This window comes from Enterobacter sp. 6722112, assembly GCF_058661685.1.
Genome location: NZ_JBZWGR010000007.1, coordinates 238,332 through 256,432, shown reverse-complemented (window position 1 = coordinate 256,432; position 18,101 = coordinate 238,332). Strand labels below are relative to the sequence as shown.

At 55.7% G+C, this 18,101-nt stretch carries 15 protein-coding genes and 1 pseudogene; 6 read left to right on the top strand and 10 right to left on the bottom strand.

The genetic code is table 11. The annotated features are described in order from the left end of the window. Window positions 1-10: 10 nt before the first annotated feature. Window positions 11-1,085, bottom strand: a pseudogene (locus tag AC4OVU_RS02775) (PTS transporter subunit IIC). A 359-nt stretch (window positions 1,086-1,444) separates the two neighbouring features. Here AC4OVU_RS02775 and ulaG point away from each other — a divergent pair. Together ulaG and ulaR are read left to right on the top strand one after the other, a co-directional pair. Next, the gene (gene ulaG / locus AC4OVU_RS02770; RefSeq protein WP_006810379.1) at window positions 1,445-2,509 is read left to right on the top strand and encodes an L-ascorbate 6-phosphate lactonase; all 1,065 of its coding nucleotides are present in this window, start codon (window positions 1,445-1,447) and stop codon (window positions 2,507-2,509) included. A 110-nt stretch (window positions 2,510-2,619) separates the two neighbouring features. Next, window positions 2,620-3,375, top strand: coding sequence for an HTH-type transcriptional regulator UlaR (ulaR, locus tag AC4OVU_RS02765; protein ID WP_003856014.1), 756 nt, complete (start codon window positions 2,620-2,622; stop codon window positions 3,373-3,375). Here the strand turns inward: ulaR and yjfP are convergent. After that, window positions 3,372-4,094: an esterase gene (gene yjfP / locus AC4OVU_RS02760; RefSeq protein ID WP_023302960.1), complete on the bottom strand. Its 723-nt coding sequence runs from the start codon at window positions 4,092-4,094 to the stop codon at window positions 3,372-3,374. The genes ulaR and yjfP overlap by 4 nt on opposite strands. Window positions 4,095-4,231: 137 nt before the next feature. On the opposite strand from yjfP, the gene bsmA reads away from it, so the two are divergent. The 3 genes from bsmA (at window position 4,232) to AC4OVU_RS02745 (ending at window position 7,086) form a co-directional block, all read left to right on the top strand. Beyond that, window positions 4,232-4,561 (top strand): biofilm peroxide resistance protein BsmA, encoded by a 330-nt coding sequence (gene bsmA / locus AC4OVU_RS02755; RefSeq protein WP_110292698.1) that lies wholly within the window; start codon window positions 4,232-4,234, stop codon window positions 4,559-4,561. 148 nt (window positions 4,562-4,709) lie between these two features. After that, a complete protein-coding gene (yjfN, locus tag AC4OVU_RS02750; protein ID WP_017694671.1) occupies window positions 4,710-4,985 on the top strand; it encodes a DUF1471 family protease activator YjfN in 276 nt (91 codons plus the stop codon). Window positions 4,986-5,154: 169 nt separating this feature from the next. Then, a complete protein-coding gene (locus AC4OVU_RS02745) occupies window positions 5,155-7,086 on the top strand; it encodes a methyl-accepting chemotaxis protein (protein ID WP_110292697.1) in 1,932 nt (643 codons plus the stop codon). Here the strand turns inward: AC4OVU_RS02745 and AC4OVU_RS02740 are convergent. Next, on the bottom strand, window positions 7,083-8,705 hold the full coding sequence (locus AC4OVU_RS02740) for an isovaleryl-CoA dehydrogenase (RefSeq protein WP_045907030.1): 1,623 nt from the start codon (window positions 8,703-8,705) through the stop codon (window positions 7,083-7,085). The two genes, AC4OVU_RS02745 and AC4OVU_RS02740, sit on opposite strands and share 4 nt — an antisense overlap. Window positions 8,706-8,900: 195 nt before the next feature. Here AC4OVU_RS02740 and AC4OVU_RS02735 point away from each other — a divergent pair, with 195 nt between their 5' ends. Next, on the top strand, window positions 8,901-10,175 hold the full coding sequence (locus AC4OVU_RS02735; RefSeq protein WP_015572471.1) for an MFS transporter: 1,275 nt from the start codon (window positions 8,901-8,903) through the stop codon (window positions 10,173-10,175). A gap of 91 nt (window positions 10,176-10,266) precedes the next feature. Here the strand turns inward: AC4OVU_RS02735 and rlmB are convergent, their stop codons facing one another. From rlmB to hflK, 7 genes are all read right to left on the bottom strand, one after another. After that, window positions 10,267-10,998, bottom strand: a complete 732-nt coding sequence (rlmB, locus tag AC4OVU_RS02730) for a 23S rRNA (guanosine(2251)-2'-O)-methyltransferase RlmB (RefSeq protein WP_017694674.1) — start codon at window positions 10,996-10,998, stop codon at window positions 10,267-10,269. Window positions 10,999-11,061: 63 nt separating this feature from the next. After that, a complete protein-coding gene (gene rnr, locus AC4OVU_RS02725) occupies window positions 11,062-13,503 on the bottom strand; it encodes a ribonuclease R (RefSeq protein WP_032104769.1) in 2,442 nt (813 codons plus the stop codon). A 38-nt stretch (window positions 13,504-13,541) separates the two neighbouring features. Continuing rightward, the gene (gene nsrR / locus AC4OVU_RS02720; protein ID WP_003855998.1) at window positions 13,542-13,967 is read right to left on the bottom strand and encodes a nitric oxide-sensing transcriptional repressor NsrR; all 426 of its coding nucleotides are present in this window, start codon (window positions 13,965-13,967) and stop codon (window positions 13,542-13,544) included. A 192-nt stretch (window positions 13,968-14,159) separates the two neighbouring features. Continuing rightward, the gene (locus tag AC4OVU_RS02715; RefSeq protein ID WP_003855997.1) at window positions 14,160-15,458 is read right to left on the bottom strand and encodes an adenylosuccinate synthase; all 1,299 of its coding nucleotides are present in this window, start codon (window positions 15,456-15,458) and stop codon (window positions 14,160-14,162) included. Window positions 15,459-15,561: 103 nt separating this feature from the next. Next, window positions 15,562-15,759 carry a DUF2065 domain-containing protein gene (locus tag AC4OVU_RS02710; protein ID WP_003855996.1) on the bottom strand — a complete coding sequence of 66 codons (198 nt, stop codon included), beginning with the start codon at window positions 15,757-15,759 and terminating at the stop codon, window positions 15,562-15,564. A gap of 71 nt (window positions 15,760-15,830) precedes the next feature. Then, window positions 15,831-16,835 (bottom strand): protease modulator HflC, encoded by a 1,005-nt coding sequence (gene hflC / locus AC4OVU_RS02705; protein WP_003855994.1) that lies wholly within the window; start codon window positions 16,833-16,835, stop codon window positions 15,831-15,833. A 2-nt stretch (window positions 16,836-16,837) separates the two neighbouring features. After that, on the bottom strand, window positions 16,838-18,097 hold the full coding sequence (gene hflK, locus AC4OVU_RS02700) for an FtsH protease activity modulator HflK (RefSeq protein ID WP_003855992.1): 1,260 nt from the start codon (window positions 18,095-18,097) through the stop codon (window positions 16,838-16,840). Window positions 18,098-18,101: the final 4 nt, after the last annotated feature.

Genomic DNA, 18,101 nt, shown 5'->3' with positions numbered 1-18,101 from the left:
TCGAAACTCCTTAGTGAGCAGAAACTTCTGCTGTTTGTTTTTCCGCATCTTCTTCAGCTCGCAGCGAACGGCCAGCGAAGAACATATAAGTCAGTGCAATCAGGATGATGACGGCCATAAAGACCAGCCCGACGGAGGCAAAGCCCTGCATCATCGGCGGCGCCAGAATTGACCAGTCCGCCATGCCCATCCAGGCGCTCATGCCGGTGAGCTTGACCGCCCACACGCATCCGAAGATTTCAACCATGCCCATCACCAGGCAGATCTTGAGCGCTGCGCGCCATCCGCCGAAGTGGTTAGCAAACACGCCGATGGTGGCGTTGGAGAAGAACATCGGGATAAAGCCAGGAATAATCAGGATTGAGGAGCCACAGCCCACCAGGATGCCCACCGCAATCAGCTGGCCGATGGTGCCCCACATAAAGCCCCAGACCACGGCGTTTGGCGCAAAGCTATAGATACGGCGCAACTTTGTAAGCGATCCAGGAGGCAAACTGCTGCTGGTGACCGATGGAGAAGCCACAGCCGTCCGTAACGTCCTGCGTTGGCTTATACATCATGTTGGAGGTGATGCCCCAGTAAAGCGAGACCAGCACTGCCGTGCAGATGACCGTGGTCCACATCGGGTAGCCGAAGATATAGAGAGAAACGGCAATCAGCCCCGCCTGCTGGAACATGATGTGCCCGGTGAGCATGATGGTGCGAATACCGGTGATACGGCGCAGGAGCACGTAAATGATGTTCAGCGCCAGCGCGAGCAGTACCGCATACCCAACCCAGCTGTACGCATCTCCCATGCGATCGATGGTGGCCATCATGGACGCGTAAGTGTCAGAGATGGCGCCGTTAATGCCGTACACCTCTGACATTTTGGCAACAACCGGCTTAAACGTGCTGGTCAGAATGCCAGACCCCGCCTGCAACAGCATAAAACCAATGATGGTTTTGATGGTGCCTTTGATAATCACGCTGACGCTTTTGCGCAGCAGGATGTACCCCAGGCACGTCACGATACCCAGCAACAGCGGGGCGTTGGTCATTACCTGATTAAAGAAAACGGTAAAGACGTTGTAGAGGATCTCCATAACTCTCTCCAGAAAATGAGAACACGAGGGGCAATCCCTGTGTGGTTGGTGTCATCACTCTATTAATCACAAATAATCATCACAAGATTGAATTTGATTATTTGTGACGGATCACGCAATTTATTTCCATGGTGTTAGTAATGATTTTCACTACCGATACAACCCAACAAATAAATTCTTAAATTACAATATATTAATCATTTGTAGCGGTTATCTTAACAACGTCATGAAGTTTTTTCTGTGAGGTAGCGAGGGGAATTTTCCGCAAATCAGCCATTGCAAATCGATTAAAACAGTGCCAGCATTAATCACAACAAGTCACATAGTGATTACTTTTGATTAAAACCAGGAGTCAAACGATGAGTAAAGTGAAAACCATCACCCGTGAATCATGGATTCTGAGTACCTTTCCGGAGTGGGGTAGCTGGCTGAACGAAGAGATCGAGCAGGAACAGGTTGCTCCTGGCACATTTGCGATGTGGTGGCTGGGCTGCACCGGGATCTGGCTGAAATCAGAAGGCGGCGCCAACATTTGTGTTGATTTCTGGTGCGGCACCGGCAAACAGAGCCACGGTAATCCACTGATGAAAAAAGGCCACCAGATGCAGCGTATGGCCGGCGTTGAAAAGCTCCAGCCGAACCTGCGCACCACGCCTTTTGTGCTTGATCCTTTTGCCATTCGCCAGATCGACGCCGTTCTCTCTACCCACGATCACAACGATCATATCGACGTGAACGTGGCGGCAGCGGTAATGCAAAACTGCGCGGACGACGTACCGTTTATCGGGCCGCAGACCTGCGTGGATTTGTGGATTGGCTGGGGCGTGCCAAAAGAGCGCTGCATCGTGATGAAGCCGGGCGACGTGGTGAAAATCAAAGACATTGAGATTCACGCGCTTGATGCCTTTGACCGCACCGCGCTGATCACCCTGCCTGCCGATCAGAAAGCCGCAGGCGTACTGCCAGACGGGATGGATGAGCGCGCAGTGAACTACCTGTTCAAAACGCCTGGCGGTTCCCTGTATCACAGCGGTGACTCCCACTACTCCAACTATTACGCGAAGCACGGTAACGAGCACCAGATTGACGTGGCGCTTGGCTCTTACGGTGAAAACCCGCGCGGGATCACCGACAAAATGACCAGCGCAGACATGCTGCGTATGGCCGAAGCGCTGAACACCAAAGTGGTGATCCCGTTCCACCACGATATCTGGTCAAACTTCCAGGCCGATCCGCAAGAGATCCGCGTCCTGTGGGAGATGAAAAAAGACCGCCTCAAGTATGGCTTCAAGCCGTTCATCTGGCAGGTTGGCGGCAAGTTCACCTGGCCGCTGGATAAAGACAATCTTGAGTACCACTACCCGCGTGGTTTCGATGATTGCTTTACGATTGAACCAGACCTGCCGTTCAAGTCCTTCCTCTGATACCGAGGCCCAATCGCCAGACCCTGCGTCTGGCGATGTCATTTTTATTTTAGTAATTTCACGCTATTTCAAATATCATCTTTTCAAATCAATTCTTATCGGAATAGCTCATGACGGAAGCGCAACGGCATCAAATTTTACTGGAACTCCTGGCGCAAACAGGGTTTATCACCGTCGAGAAAGTGATCGAACGTTTAGGGATCTCCCCCGCTACCGCGCGGCGGGACATCAACAAGCTGGATGAGAGCGGCAAGCTGAAAAAAGTCCGCAACGGCGCAGAGGCCATCAGCCAGCAGCGTCCACGCTGGACGCCGATGAACATCCACCAGGCGCAGAATCACGATGAAAAGGTGCGGATTGCCAGAGCGGCATCACAGCTGGTAAATCCTGGAGAAAGCGTGGTGATCAACTGCGGTTCGACGGCGTTTCTGCTGGGCCGTGAGATGTGCGGCAAGCCGGTGCAAATCATCACCAACTATTTGCCGCTGGCCAACTATCTCATTGACCAGGAACATGAAAGCGTGGTGATCATGGGCGGCCAGTATAACAAGAGCCAGTCCATCACCCTTAGCCCGCAGGACAGTGAAAACAGCCTCTACGCCGGGCACTGGATGTTTACCAGCGGCAAAGGTCTGACGGCGGATGGCCTGTATAAAACCGATATGCTCACCGCAATGGCAGAACAGAACATGCTTAACGTAGTGGGCAAACTGGTGGTGCTGGTCGACAGCAGCAAGGTCGGTGAACGCGCCGGCATGCTTTTCAGCCGCGCCGAGCAAATCAGCATGGTGATCACCGGCAAAAACGCCAACCCCGAGATCCTCAGCAAGCTGGAGGATCAGGGTGTCACAGTGCTGCGCGTTTAAAGGTGCTGACGGAAGAATTCCACGGTTGACTCCAGCGCGGCCGGGGTAATACGGTGCCGGACACCTGCTCCCCACAGGCAGGTCAGATTGCTGTCCAGCCCTTCACGCTGTAGCGCCTGTTGCAGGCGGAACGTTTCACCGGGCGGTACGACGTCATCGGCGTCCCCATGCCACAGAAGCAGCGGACGATCGGCCAGCTGCGAAAGCGCATGGCTGACGTCCCATTCAGACAACAGGGCCTCAATCTCCTGAGGGGCCTGCGGCGGGAACAGCGTCTTTGCCAGTGACGTAAAGTAGCCCGATCCCATCAGGCAAGCCACGGACGTCACCTCCGGATGCCTGGCCATGATCCCCAGCGCCGTCATTCCGCCCATTGATGCGCCTGCGACCGCCAGCCGTTTCCCCTCCACCAGCCCGGCCTGCAAGAGCGCGTCACGCAGCCCGGCGAACTCGGTCAGATTGCCGTGCAGCGTTTGCCAGAACAGCCCCAGCCGCGCCTGCTCATCGCCCGTAAAGCGTGCCCCATGATTCGGCGCATCAGGCATGACCACCCGGAAACCGGCCTGCGCCAGCGCGACGGCAAAATAGCTGTAGACCAGCTTCGAGGAGAGAAAGCCATGATAGAAAACTACCGTCGGCAGCGGCTGTTCACCTTTACCAGCCGAAAAAGCATGGATGATTTCATGCCCACTCAGCTGGCGAGTTTCAATTTCAATCATTGTCGATCCTGTGCTGATGAATGATTCATAATGTTGAGAGCTGGATTACGGTTTCACGATATTTTCATTCGAAATCTACGTCCCAGATAACACTTCGGGAACATTCCCCCAAAACTAAATTCGCAGACAACTACACTATGGCTATCAGGAAAAGAGACAGGTTTATGCGCAGGCTTACGGCTTTATTGCTGGTCTCACTGCTCAGCGGATGTTCCATATTGCAGGGTACGCCAGAACCGGCGCCGCCGGTTACCGATCATCCTCAGGAAATTCGTCGTAATCAGACGGAAGGATTACAACGCCTGGGTACCGTATCCGCGATGGTTCGTGGTTCCCCGGATGATGCAGAAGACGCAATTGAAGCACAGGCAGTTACCGCAAAAGCAGATTATTACGTCATCACGATGATTGATGAAACCATTATTACGGGACAGTGGTACGCCCAGGGAATTTTGTACCGTAAGTAAGCATCATCATTTGAACGACTTTTACACTGCTTTGCGTCCGTAGACATTTTCCTGTCCACAATAAACTCCATGCCAGCAACAATGGAAATGAGTTTATTCGCGAAGGATTGCCCGGCGGATACCGGAGACACGTGAAAAGGAGCTGACGATGAAACGAACCCTTGCTTTAACGACGCTATTGCTTTCAGCGGGCCTGCTGAGCACCACGGCGCAGTCGGCCGAATTTGCCAGCGCGGATTGCGTCACGGGCCTGAACGAGATTGGTCAGATCTCCGTCAATAATATCACGGGAAGTCCGCAAGACGTTGAACGTGTCGTCGCCCTGAAGGCCGATGAACAGGGCGCATCCTGGTATCGCATCGTCCAGATGCAGGAAGATAACCATGTTAATCACTGGCGCGTGCAGGCCATTCTTTATGCATAATCCCTTTCGATAAAGCCACTTAATTTTAGTGGCTTTTCACTTTTGCAAATTTTTTACCTCTCCCGAAACTTAATAAAAACAAAAATGTAACATTCAGTTACATTAAACAGATAAACGTTCTCTTCGCTCTGCCGTTGAACAGCCATCACTTTTCAATAATGAGCAATTTATGATCACCTTTTTCCGCCGGGCAGGTCTGGGCACGAAGCTATCGCTGCTAACAGGTGCAAGTGTCGCCACGCTTTTTTTGCTGTTCACTTTTCTGTTGAGCCACAACGCCAGCCAGCAGCTTGAAGATCTTGCGGTTGAAGACCTGCATAACCAGTCCACCGGCATGGTGGATATGGTAGAGATGTTCAACACCAGCCTGAGCGAAGAGGTTGAAAGCTATACCCGTCTGTTCACCACCTTTTTGCCACAGCCGCTGAACAGCGACAGCAGCCAGAGCCGGACCATAAACGGGCTTACCGTTCCTCTGCTGAAAGGCGGCGAAACGGAGTTGCATGAAAACAATACGCTTTCTGATGACTTCCTGAGCCGAACTAGCGCCATCTCGACGCTGTTTGTCCGCAGCGGTAACGATTTTATCCGCGTGGCCACGTCGCTGCGCAAAGAGAATGGCGACCGCGCCATCGGAACCGTTCTTGATACCACCAGCCCGGCATTTGCGGCTGTCACCAAAGGGGAGGTCTATCGTGGCCTCGCGCTTCTGTTCGGCAAGCGCTATATCACGCAGTACCAGCCTGTTAAAAATGCGGAAGGCCAGGTTATCGGGATTATCTTTGTCGGCGTGGACATCACCCATTCGTGGAACGTCATGCGCGAGAAAATCCTTAACCGTCGTCTGGGCGAGAGCGGCCACTTCTTTGTACTGGATCGCAGCAGCGGCAAAACGCGCGGACAGTATCTGTTCCATGCCAGCGATGAGGGCAAACTGCCCAACTGGGACACGGCGACACAGCAGCAGCTTCTGAGTGATAAAGCCGGCACGCTGGAGCGCGTGAGCGCAGATGGCCGTACGCTCAAAGTTGCCTACACGCCGCTGCCGGGCTGGAACTGGACCATCGTGGGTGAAGTGGATAAAGCCGTACTGCTTTCAAGCGTCACCACGCTGCGCGATCGCTTCCTGATGGCGGGCGTGGTGCTATCCGTGCTCTTCGCGGGCCTGTTCGTTATCCTCATTCGCCGGATGCTAACCCGCCCACTGCGCGCAGTGATCGCGCTTGCCCGGCAGTATGCCGCAGGCGATCTGCGCGCCAGCCTGCCGGTAACCCGCCAGGATGAGGTCGGCCAGCTGATTGATGCCATCAACGGGATCGGGGGCGGCCTGCAAAAAATTGTGTTGCAGGTCCGCGAGGCCGCAAGCGAAATCCATCTGGGGACTAACGCGCTGGCTTCAGACACCGGCGAGATCTCTGAACAGATCAACAAACAGGCCAGCAGCGTTGAGGAGACCTCCGCCAGCATGGAGCAATTAGCCGCCACCGTGCAGCAAAATGCCGCCAACATGGAGCAAACTCAGCAGCTGGTGGGGGAAACCTCACGCGCGGTGCATCAGGGTGGAGAGACGGTGACCCACGCTGTTTCCACCATGGATGATATTCGTGATGCATCGAAACGCATTGAAGACATTACCCGCGTGATTGAGTCCATCGCTTTCCAGACCAATATCCTGGCGCTCAATGCGGCGGTTGAAGCGGCGCGGGCGGGCGAGCACGGGAAAGGTTTCGCAGTGGTGGCGCAAGAGGTGCGCGCCCTGGCCGCACGCAGCGCCAACGCGGTAAAAGAGATTGAACAGCTGATTGGCGACACGCTGAACAAGGTGAGCGAAGGCCATGCGCTGTCTGAGCAGACGCGTCTGGCGATGGATGCCATCATTGTTCATATCGATAACATCAGCCAGCTTGTCACCGAAATCAACCACGCCTCCCGCGAGCAGTCTGCGGGGATTGGTCAGGTGAATCTGGCGATGACGCACATCGGTGAGGCATCGCACATCAATGCCGATCGCATCTCGCGCAGCGAGCAGACGGCACAGACGCTGCGCGAGAAGGGTTCACATCTCACCCGGCTGGTGAGCCTGTTCCAGCTGAAGGCTTAACCGACCCGGCCCGTGGCGCGCAGCAGCAGGTCGTTTTGCACCTGTTCGCTCATCAGCGTGCCGCCTCGGGTATCCAGCATCATGCGGCACCACGCCTGCGCCACGGGCGGCGATGCGTGCCGCAGCATCTGGCTTCCGGCCCCGAGTAAAAAGAGCTGCCGCGCGATCTCCCTGCCCTGCGCTTCCTGCGGTTTACGCAGCTTCTGCTGTAGCTGCCGCCAGCTGCGATCGAAGTGCCTGTCCTGACCTTTGACCTGCACGAAATCATCGGCGAGCAGGTCGAGAATGCCCGACTGCTTCGCCAGCACGCGCAGTACATCCAGGCACATAATATTGCCAGAGCCTTCCCAGATGCTGTTGACGGGCATTTCACGGTACAACCGCGGAAGTTCACTCTCTTCGCAATAGCCTGCACCGCCCAGCACCTCCATTGCCTCTGCCACAAACGGTATGCCCGCTTTGCAGACGCTGTATTTTGCCGCCGGAGTGAAAAGCCGCGCCCATGCGGCCTCCTGCGGGTCGGTGCGGTTGTCCCACGCCCGGGCGAGTCGGAACAGCAGTGCCGTGTGTCCCTCCAGCACCAGCGCCATACGGCTTAACACGTCGCGCATTAACGGCTGGTCGATCAGATTTTTGCCGAAGGTCTGCCGCTGATGGGCATGATAAAGCGCCACCGAGAGCGCACGGCGCATCAATCCGTGGCTGCCAAGCGCACAGTCAAAGCGCGTCAGCCCGCCCATCTTCAGAATTTGCCGGACACCTTCACCCTCTTCGCCCAGCAGCCAGCCGTAAGCATCAAGGAACTCAGCCTCACTGCTGGCATTTGAACGGTTACCGAGCTTGTCCTTCAGACGCTCAAGGCGCACGGCATTACGTTGCCCGTCGGGTAAAAAACGCGGAACAAAAAAGCAGGAAAGCCCGCCCTTCGCCTGCGCCAGCACCAGATGCGCATCGCTCTGCGGCACGGAGAAAAACCATTTGTGCCCCACCAGCCGGTAACTGCCATCACTGCATTTCTCTGCTTTGGTGGTATTACTGAGTACGTCCGAACCGCCCTGTTTTTCCGTCATCCCCATGCCGATCAGCAGGCCGCGCTTTTGCGCCCCCGGTGCGAGATGGGGATCGTAGCGATCGCTCATCAGCGGCGTTAACCAGTTGTCAAACGGTTTGGGCAGCGACTGTAGCAACAGCGGCGTGGCGGCGAAGGTCATGGTCACCGGGCATAGCGTTCCCGCCTCCACCTGAGCATGCAGCACAAATCGCGCGGCCCGGGCGACGAACGATCCTTTCCGCGCCTCCTCCTCCCACGCCAGGTTGTGCACCCGGTTGGCGCAAAGCCCCTGCATCAGAAGATGCCATGCCGGATGAAAGCGGACGTCATCCAGCCTCGCTCCCGTGGCGTCATAACGCAGCAGCTCCGGCGGATTAACGTTCGCCAGCCTGCCCAGCTCCAGCGACTCCGCCGTACCCAACTGCTGTCCGATGCTGGCAAGAAGATCCACATCCCACTCAGCCCCTTCGCGCGCTACCGCATCGCGCAGGGCGCAATCAGAGAGAAAAAGGTTGCTGTTCGATAGCGGTGCAGGTTGATTAAAAACGGTATGTGTCTGCCAGTGCATGCTGTCTCCCTCCTTTCATTGGCAATAAAGGTAAGTATGGACAGAGGGCATGCACGCTGCATGGGAGGGGGGTCACACGATGACGATCGTGTTGATATCATTCGTGAAATAGCTCACAGAACATAAGAATAAACTATTTCATTACTTCACTAATGCTGAATAATTTATTCTTACCCCGTTTTTGTGAGGATCGTTATGCAACAGGATGCGCACAAGCGTGCATTAATTGCAGGCTCCATCGGTAATTTCATCGAGTGGTATGAATTTGCGGTCTACGGTTTTCTGGCAACGGTGATTGCCAGAAACTTCTTCCAGCTTGAGGGGGAAGCGGAGCTCACCAGCCTGATCCTCACCTGGGCCTCGTTCGCCATCGCTTTCTTCTTCCGTCCGCTGGGTGCGGTGGTCTTTGGCCGCATTGGCGACAGGATTGGCCGCAAACCGACGCTGATTATAGTGCTGGTATTGATGACGCTCGCCACCGCTGCCATCGGTATTGTGCCGGTCTACGCCAGTATCGGGATTGCCGCGCCGCTGATCGTTACGCTCCTGCGTATTCTGCAAGGACTGTTCGCGGGCGGTGAGTATGGCGGTGCGGTCTCATTGATGACGGAGTTCGCCCCGCGCGGCAAGCGCGGTCTTTACGGGGCATGGCAGTCCTTTACCGTGGCGCTCGGGCTGTTAGCGGGCGCAGGCATTGTCGCGTTGCTCTCTGCCCTTCTCTCCCCTGAAGCCTTGCACGACTGGGGCTGGCGCATTCCGTTCTTCCTGGCGCTGCCGATGGGTGCGGTCGCGCTATGGCTGCGGGTGAGCATGGAAGAGACGCCGAGCTTTGTACAGCAACGGGAAAAACCGGTTGTTACTCAGGCCAGCACCGCCGCCACGTTCAAAACCATCCTGATGGGCATTGGCCGCGTGATGGTCTGGTCTGCGGCGGGTTATACCTATCTGGTGATTATGCCGACCTATCTGCAATCTGCGCTGCACACCGGTTTTAACCAGGCGTTACTGATTGCGGTGATTTCTAACATTGGGTTTGCGCTCACGATCATTCCGTCGGGCATGCTGAGCGACAGGATCGGGCGGCGCACGGTGATGATTATCGCCACCGTGCTCCTGCTGATCCTCGCCCTGCCGCTGCTGAAAATTTTGCAGGCGGAATCCAGTACGCTGGCAGTCAAAGCGATTGTGGTGCTAATTGCGGGGGGGCTGGTTGGGATGCTGGCAGGGCCGGGGCCGGCAATGCTGTCTGAGATGTTCCCGACGCGCGTGCGTTATACCGGGCTGGGGCTGGCCTATTCTCTGTCGAATGCGATCTTCTCGGGCTGTGCGGGGCTGATCATTACCGGGCTGATTAAAGAGACGGGCAATCTGGATATTCCGGCGTACTACGTGATGGCAACGGCGGTGGTGAGTATTTTCGCGCTGATGACGCTGAGAAAGGATGACCATTTACGGTCGTTAGAGGAGTGAGATTGTTGCCCGGTGGCGCTGCGCTTACCGGGCCTAAGGTACCATGCTTTTGTAGGCCGGGTAAGGCGAAGCCGCCACCCGGCACAACAGGCTACCCGCGCTGACGCACCGCTTCAAACAGGCAGATACCCGTCGCAACAGAAACGTTCAGGGACGATACGCTGCCCGCCATTGGGATGCTGATCAGCTCATCGCAGTGCTCGCGCGTCAGACGACGCATACCTTCGCCTTCCGCTCCCATCACCAGCGCCATACGGCCGGTCATTTTGCTCTGGTACAGGGTGTGATCCGCTTCACCGGCTGTTCCTACGATCCAGATATTTTCTTCCTGCAACAGACGCATGGTGCGCGCCAGGTTAGTCACGCGGATTAACGGGACGTTTTCCGCCGCGCCGCAGGCGACTTTTTTAGCGGTAGCGTTAAGCTGCGCGGAGCGATCTTTTGGCACAATCACCGCATGCACGCCTGCTGCATCGGCGCTACGCAGGCACGCGCCCAGGTTATGTGGGTCGGTTACGCCATCGAGGATCAGGAAGAACGGGTTCTCCAGCCCGGCGATCAGAGCCGGCAGATCGTTCTCCTGATACTGACGGCCTGGCTTCACGCGCGCGATAATGCCCTGGTGTACAGCACCTTCGCTTTTTTCATCCAGATACTGGCGGTTCGCCAGCTGGATCACTACGCCCTGCGCTTCCAGCGCGTGGATCAGCGGCATCAGACGTTTGTCTTCACGCCCTTTCAGAATAAAAACTTCCTGAAAACGCTCCGGCGCGCGCTCCAGCAGGGCCTGCACCGCGTGGATGCCGTAAATCATTTCACTCATTGATGGTTCTCGTAATAAATATTTTCCCTCTCCCGTTGGGGAGAGGGTCAGGGTGAGGGGAAATTACTCCGCCTGCTGTTTCTTCGCCGCGCGCTTCGCTTTGGTCGCGGCCGCTATTTTTTGGGTCTTGGTCGACGGTTTTTTCGCTTTACGAGCGTCTTTTTTCGCCGCCTTGGGCTTCTGTTTCTTCTCGCCACGGAAAGCACTGTCTGGCTCAAAGTTTACTCTTTTACCTGCCTGACGTCGCTTACCGCCCGCTTTACCGTTACCGCCTTTTTTCGCTTTCTCACGCTCGGTTTTCCCGACGTTACGCGGAGCACGCTCGCTGGAGATGAGGCTGAAGTCGATTTTACGGTCGTCCATATTCACGGCTTCAACCTTCACTTCCACCCGATCGCCCAGACGGTAGGTCTGACCACCGGATTCGCCGATCAGACGTTGTCCGACCTGGTCGAAGCGGTAGTAATCGTTATCGAGGCTGGAAACGTGCACCAGACCGTCGATAAACAGCTCATCCAGACGCACGAAGAAGCCAAAGCCGGTGACGCTGGCAATCACGCCTTTAAAGACGTTACCCACCTGATCCAGCATAAAGTCACACTTCAGCCAGTCCGCCACGTCGCGCGTCGCTTCATCCGCACGACGCTCGGTCATGGAACAATGCTGGCCCAGTTGCAGCATCTCTTCCATGGAGTAGTGATACCCTCCGGTTTCGGTCGTGTTGCCTTTATGACCCTGCTCGTGCGCCAGCAGATACTTGATCGCACGGTGCAGGGACAGATCCGGATAACGGCGGATCGGCGAGGTAAAGTGCGCGTACGACTGTAACGCCAGACCAAAGTGGCCCCGGTTTTCAGGATCGTAAATCGCCTGCTTCATGGAGCGCAGCAGCATGGTTTGCAGCATTTCCGCGTCAGGACGATCGCTGATGGATTCCAGCAGCTCGGCGTAATCGCGTGGCTCAGGCTTATTACCGCCAGGCAGCTCCAGACCGAGTTCAGCCAGCACGGAGCGGAACGAGGTTACGGCCTCCGTGGTTGGCTTGTCGTGAATACGGAACAGCGCAGGCTCTTTGGCTTTCTCAACGAAACGTGCCGCCGAGATGTTCGCCAGGATCATACACTCTTCAATCAGCTTGTGCGCATCGTTACGCTGAGTCTGTTCGATACGCTCGATACGACGCTCAGCGTTAAAGATAAACTTCGCCTCTTCACTCTCAAACGAGATCCCACCGCGCTCTTCGCGCGCCTGATCCAGCGTTTTGTAGAGGTTGTGCAGCTCTTCGATGTGTTTGACCAGCGGCGCGTACTGTTCGCGAAGATCCTGATCGCCCTGCAACATATGCCAGACCTTGGTATAGGTCAGGCGCGCATGAGAACTCATCACCGCTTCGTAGAACTTATAGCCCGTCAGACGTCCCTTGCTGGAGATGGTCATCTCGCAGACCATACACAGGCGGTCCACCTGCGGGTTGAGGGAACACAGGCCGTTGGAGAGCACTTCTGGCAGCATCGGTACAACCTGCGACGGGAAGTAGACCGACGTACCGCGGCTGCGCGCTTCGTTATCCAGCGGCGTGTGCGGACGCACGTAATAGCTCACATCCGCGATAGCCACCCACAGACGCCAGCCGCCACCGCGTTTTTTCTCGCAATATACGGCATCATCGAAGTCACGGGCGTCTTCACCATCAATGGTGACCAGCGGCAGATCGCGCAGATCCACGCGGCCTGCTTTGGACTCTTCCGGCACTTCTTCACGCAGGTTTTCAATCTGATCTTCAACCGCTTTCGGCCAGACATACGGAATTTCATGGGTACGCAGCGCCATATCGACGGCCATGCCGGTGCCCATGTTATCGCCCAGCACTTCGACGATTTTACCCACCGCTTTGGTGCGACGGGTTGGGCGCTGGGTGAGTTCCACCACCACCACAAAGCCCATGCGTGCGCCCATCACCTCTTCAGGCGGGATGAGAATGTCGAAACTCAGACGGCTGTCGTCCGGCACCACAAAGCCTACGCCCGCATCGGTAAAGTAACGGCCAACGATCTGGCTGGTTTTCGGCACCAGCACGCGGACCACGCGCGCTTCGCGGCGGCCTTTACGGTCTGCACCCAGCGGCTGCGCCAGGATCTGGTCGCCGTGAATACACATCTTCATCTGTTCGGATGAGAGGTACAGGTCGTCTTTACGGCCTTCCACGCGCAGGAAGCCGAAGCCATCGCGATGACCAATAACGGTGCCTTTCAGCAGGTCGAGGCGTTCTGGCAGCGCGTAGCACTGGCGACGAGTAAAGACAAGTTGCCCGTCACGTTCCATGGCGCGCAGGCGGCGGCGAAGGGCTTCAATTTGCTCTTCACCTTCAATGTTCAGTTCAACGGCAAGTTCTTCACGATTGGCGGGTTTTTCGCGTTTTGTTAAGTGTTCAATGATGAACTCGCGGCTGGGGATAGGATTCGCGTATTTTTCGGCTTCGCGTTCCTGGAAAGGATCTTGTGACATGTCGGTTCCTCCGTTGTCAGCTCCGGTGGAAATTTTCTTCATTCCACCAGCAATAATTTATAAAGCGGTTGATTCTCTTCAACCAAATCGGCCAGCGTGTAGTTATCCAGTTCCTTGAGAAAACTTTGCACGGCCTTTGAAAGCGCCTGTTTCAGGCGGCAAGCGGGCGTAATGTGGCAGAACGCGCTGCTACAGTTCACCAGAGAGAGCGGCTCCAGTTCACGTACCACATCGCCAATACGGATACTCTGCGCCGGTTTACCGAGACGGATCCCTCCATTCTTCCCGCGGACGGCAGCAACGTATCCGGCACGACTAAGTTGATTGATTATTTTGACCATATGATTACGGGACACACCGTACACCTCTGTGACTTCAGAGATGCTGGTCATCTTCCCATCGGGTAACGACGCCATGTAAATCAGCGCGCGTAAGCCGTAATCGGTGAAACTTGTTAACTGCACATCAACCTCAGGAAAAAGGGAAAACGCGGTCAAACCGCAGAGATATTCATTAATGATGATAAACCAGCCAGATAGTTAGCGGCTAATTTATTTGACAGACGGGGCGAAAAAGCGGAGATCCAGGAGCGGTCGCCGGATGGCGCTGCGCTTATCCGGCCTACGGGTTTCCCCGCAGGCCAGCAGTCACGAAGATTATGCGTCGAACGGGTCGCGCAGGATCATCGTTTCAGTACGATCCGGGCCGGTAGAAATAATATCGATCGGCACTTCGGTCAGTTCTTCAATGCGCTTGATGTAGTCCAGCGCGGCTTTTGGCAGGCCACTACGCTCTTTCACACCAAATGTGGTCTCAGACCAGCCCGGCATGGTTTCGTAAATTGGCTCAATGCCTTCCCAGTCGTCAGCAGCCAGCGGAGTGGTGGTCACTTCGCGGCCATCAGGCATACGGTAGCCTACGCAGATTTTTACTTCTTTCAGGCCGTCCAGTACGTCCAGCTTGGTCAGGCAGAAGCCAGACAGGGAGTTGATCTGCACTGCGCGACGTACGGCAACGGCGTCCAGCCAGCCGGTACGACGACGACGACCGGTGGTCGCGCCAAACTCGTTACCCTGCTTGCAGAGGAACTCGCCGGTCTCATCAAACAGTTCGGTCGGGAATGGACCGGCACCCACGCGAGTGGAGTACGCTTTGATGATGCCCAGAACGTAATCGACATAACGCGGGCCCAGACCGGAGCCGGTTGCCACGCCACCCGCGGTGGTGTTAGAGGACGTTACGTACGGATAGGTACCGTGGTCGATGTCCAGCAGCGTACCCTGCGCACCTTCAAACATGACGAAATCGCCACGCTTGCGCGCCTGGTCCAGCAGATCGGACACATCAACAACCATACCGGTCAGAATATCAGCAATCGCCATGACGTCATCCAGCACTTTCTGGTAGTCAACGGCTTCGGCTTTGTAGAAGTTCACCAGTTGGAAGTTGTGATATTCCATCACTTCTTTCAGTTTTTCAGCGAAGGTCGCTTTGTCGAAGAGGTCACCCACGCGCAGACCGCGACGAGCCACTTTATCTTCGTAAGCCGGGCCGATACCACGACCGGTGGTGCCGATCGCTTTCGCGCCACGCGCTTTTTCACGCGCCACGTCCAGCGCCACATGATAATCCAGGATCAGCGGGCAGGCTTCGGAGAGCAGCAGACGCTCACGAACAGGGATACCACGGTCTTCCAGACCTTTCATCTCTTTCATCAGCGCAGCGGGAGACAGCACAACGCCGTTACCGATGATGCTGGTGACGTTTTCGCGAAGAATGCCTGATGGAATAAGATGGAGGACGGTTTTTTCACCGTTGATTACGAGAGTATGGCCTGCGTTGTGACCGCCCTGGTAGCGTACAACATATTTAGCCCGTTCAGTCAGAAGATCAACAATCTTCCCTTTACCTTCGTCACCCCATTGGGTGCCCAGTACGACGACGTTGTTACCCATTTTTTCAAAATCACCGTTTGCTTAAAAATGGATTCTACCATCGCTTTTTCAGATATACAGCACTTTTTGACCCTAAAATATGCCAATTGCGGTTAGTTTTTGATCAGCCAATCGTTTTCCTCAACATGTAGTAGATAACGATACCGGCAACCACAAGACCACCGCCAAAACGACGCAAAATATTGTCCGGGAGTTGGCTCATTGTCGCGATCATACGGCGCCATGCGCGCGGATAGAGCATCGGGCCGAGGCCTTCCAGCACCAAAACCAGGGCCAGTGCGAGCCAAATCGTGGAGTTCATTTTTCATCCTTATAAAAGAAAACCACCGCTCCGTGAAGAGCGGTGGTTTGAATACTCAAACGAGCCTGAGTTTATCGCGTTGCGTTGGTCGGCGTCTTCATATAACGGAAGAAATCGCTGTCCGGGCTGAGCACCATCACATCCTGGTTGCTCTTGAAGCTATTCTCGTAAGCGCGAAGGCTACGGATGAAGGCGTAGAAGTCTGGATCCTGGCTGAATGCATCAGCAAACAGTTTAGCCGCTTCGGCATCACCTTCACCGCGCAGGATACGACCCTGGCGCTCAGATTCCGCCAGCGTCTTGGTGACTTCATAGTCCGCTGCCGCGCGCAGTTTTTCCGCTTCTTCCTGACCCTGTGAACGGTGACGACGGGCTACCGCTTCACGCTCGGCGCGCATACGGTTGTAGATTGCCTCGGACACTTCCGCTGGCAGGTTGATCTGCTTGATGCGCACATCAACCACTTCGATGCCCAGCGCCGCCATACTGTTCGGGTTGATCACCGGCACTTTACCGTTGGTTTCAGCCTGAACACGTTCAGCCGCTTTGGCAATCGCATCGTCTGCCGCCGGGGTTTCAACTTCATCCTCGGTGCCCGCAGAGCCGGAGTTCAGCGCATCACGCACTTCCAGCGTCAGACGGCCACGGGAGTCGGTCACAATGTCTTTCACATCCAGACGACCAATTTCAGAACGCAGACGGTCAGAGAACTTACGTTTCAGCAGCACTTCTGCCTGAGAAACGTCGCCACCCCCGGTTGCCAGGAAGTAGCGGCTGAAATCGCTGATGCGCCATTTGATATAGGAATCAACGATCAGGTCTTTCTTCTCTTTAGTCACGAAACGATCGGCCTGGTTATCCATGGTCTGGATACGCGCATCGAGCGTTTTCACTGACTGAATGAACGGGATCTTAAAGTGCAGACCCGGCTCATAAATCACCGGACGCTTGTCGCCGTCACGCACGACGCTGCTGAACTGGAACTTGATCCCACGTTCGCCCTCTTTCACCACAAAGATGGAGGTGTAGAGCACGACCAGTACGATGATGATGATCGCAATAACTGACTTACGCATCCTTATTCCCCCTGACGCTGGTAGTCGTTACGCTGCGCGTTAGCACGGCGTTGGTCCATAATGTCACCATCGTTCGAAGAAGGCGTTGTGTTCGCGCTGGCGCTGCCAGACGAGGCCGGTGGCAGACGCAGCAGGTTGTTCGCACCGCTGTTGTCTTTTGCTGCCGGTGCAGAACCGCCTTTCAGCATCTGATCCAGCGGCAGGACCATCAGGTTTCCGCCTTTGTTGTCGTTAACCAGCACTTTACGCGTATGGCTCAGCACTTTTTCCATGGTCTCGATATAGAGACGCTCACGGGTAATTTCCGGCGCGGCTTTATATTCCGGCAGGATCTTCGCGAAGCGAGCCACTTCACCCTGTGCTTCCAGGATGGTCTGGGTCTTATACGCACGCGCTTCTTCCAGAATACGCTGCGCCTGACCGTTTGCACGCGGCTGAACTTCGTTGGTGTACGCTTCCGCTTCACGGATGTACTGCTGTTCGTTTTCACGCGCGGCAATCGCATCGTCAAACGCGGCTTTCACCTCTTCCGGCGGACGTGCAGCCTGGAAGTTGACGTCCAGCAGGGTGATACCCATGTTGTACGGACGGATGGTCTCTTCCAGCTCACGCTGGGTATCGCTACGAATAACGGTACGACCTTCGGTCAGGATACGGTCCATGGTGTATTTACCGATCACGCCACGCAGGGCGCTGTCGGTCGCCTGACGCAGGCTGTCATCGGCGCTGGTCACGCTAAACAGATAACGTTCCGGATCGGTCACGCGGTACTGTACGTTCATCTCAACGCGCACCACGTTCTCGTCAGAGGTCAACATCACGCCAGAGGCGGCCAGTTCACGGACGGACTCCACGTTAACCGCGGTCACGTCATCAATGAAGGTCGGCTTCCAGTTCAGGCCCGGTTCAACCAGATGGCTGAACTTACCGAAACGGGTGACCACGCCGCGTTCTGCTTCTTTAATGGTGTAGAACCCGCTGGCTGCCCAGATGATTACCACCGCAGCGGCGACAATGCCCACCACGCGGCCACCCATTGGCGGGCGCGGACTCTGAGTGGAATTGCCACCCGAGCCAGAACCTTTTCCTCCGCCAAGGCCACCAAGCTTTTTGCTCAGTTTGCGGAAGATATCATCCAGATCCGGCGGCCCCTGCTCGCGACCACCTTTGTTGCCATTTCCCCCAGAGTTGCCGCCTTGATTATTGCTGCTTCCCCACGGGTCGCGGTCTTGTCCGTTATTACCGGGCTGATTCCACGCCATGTAT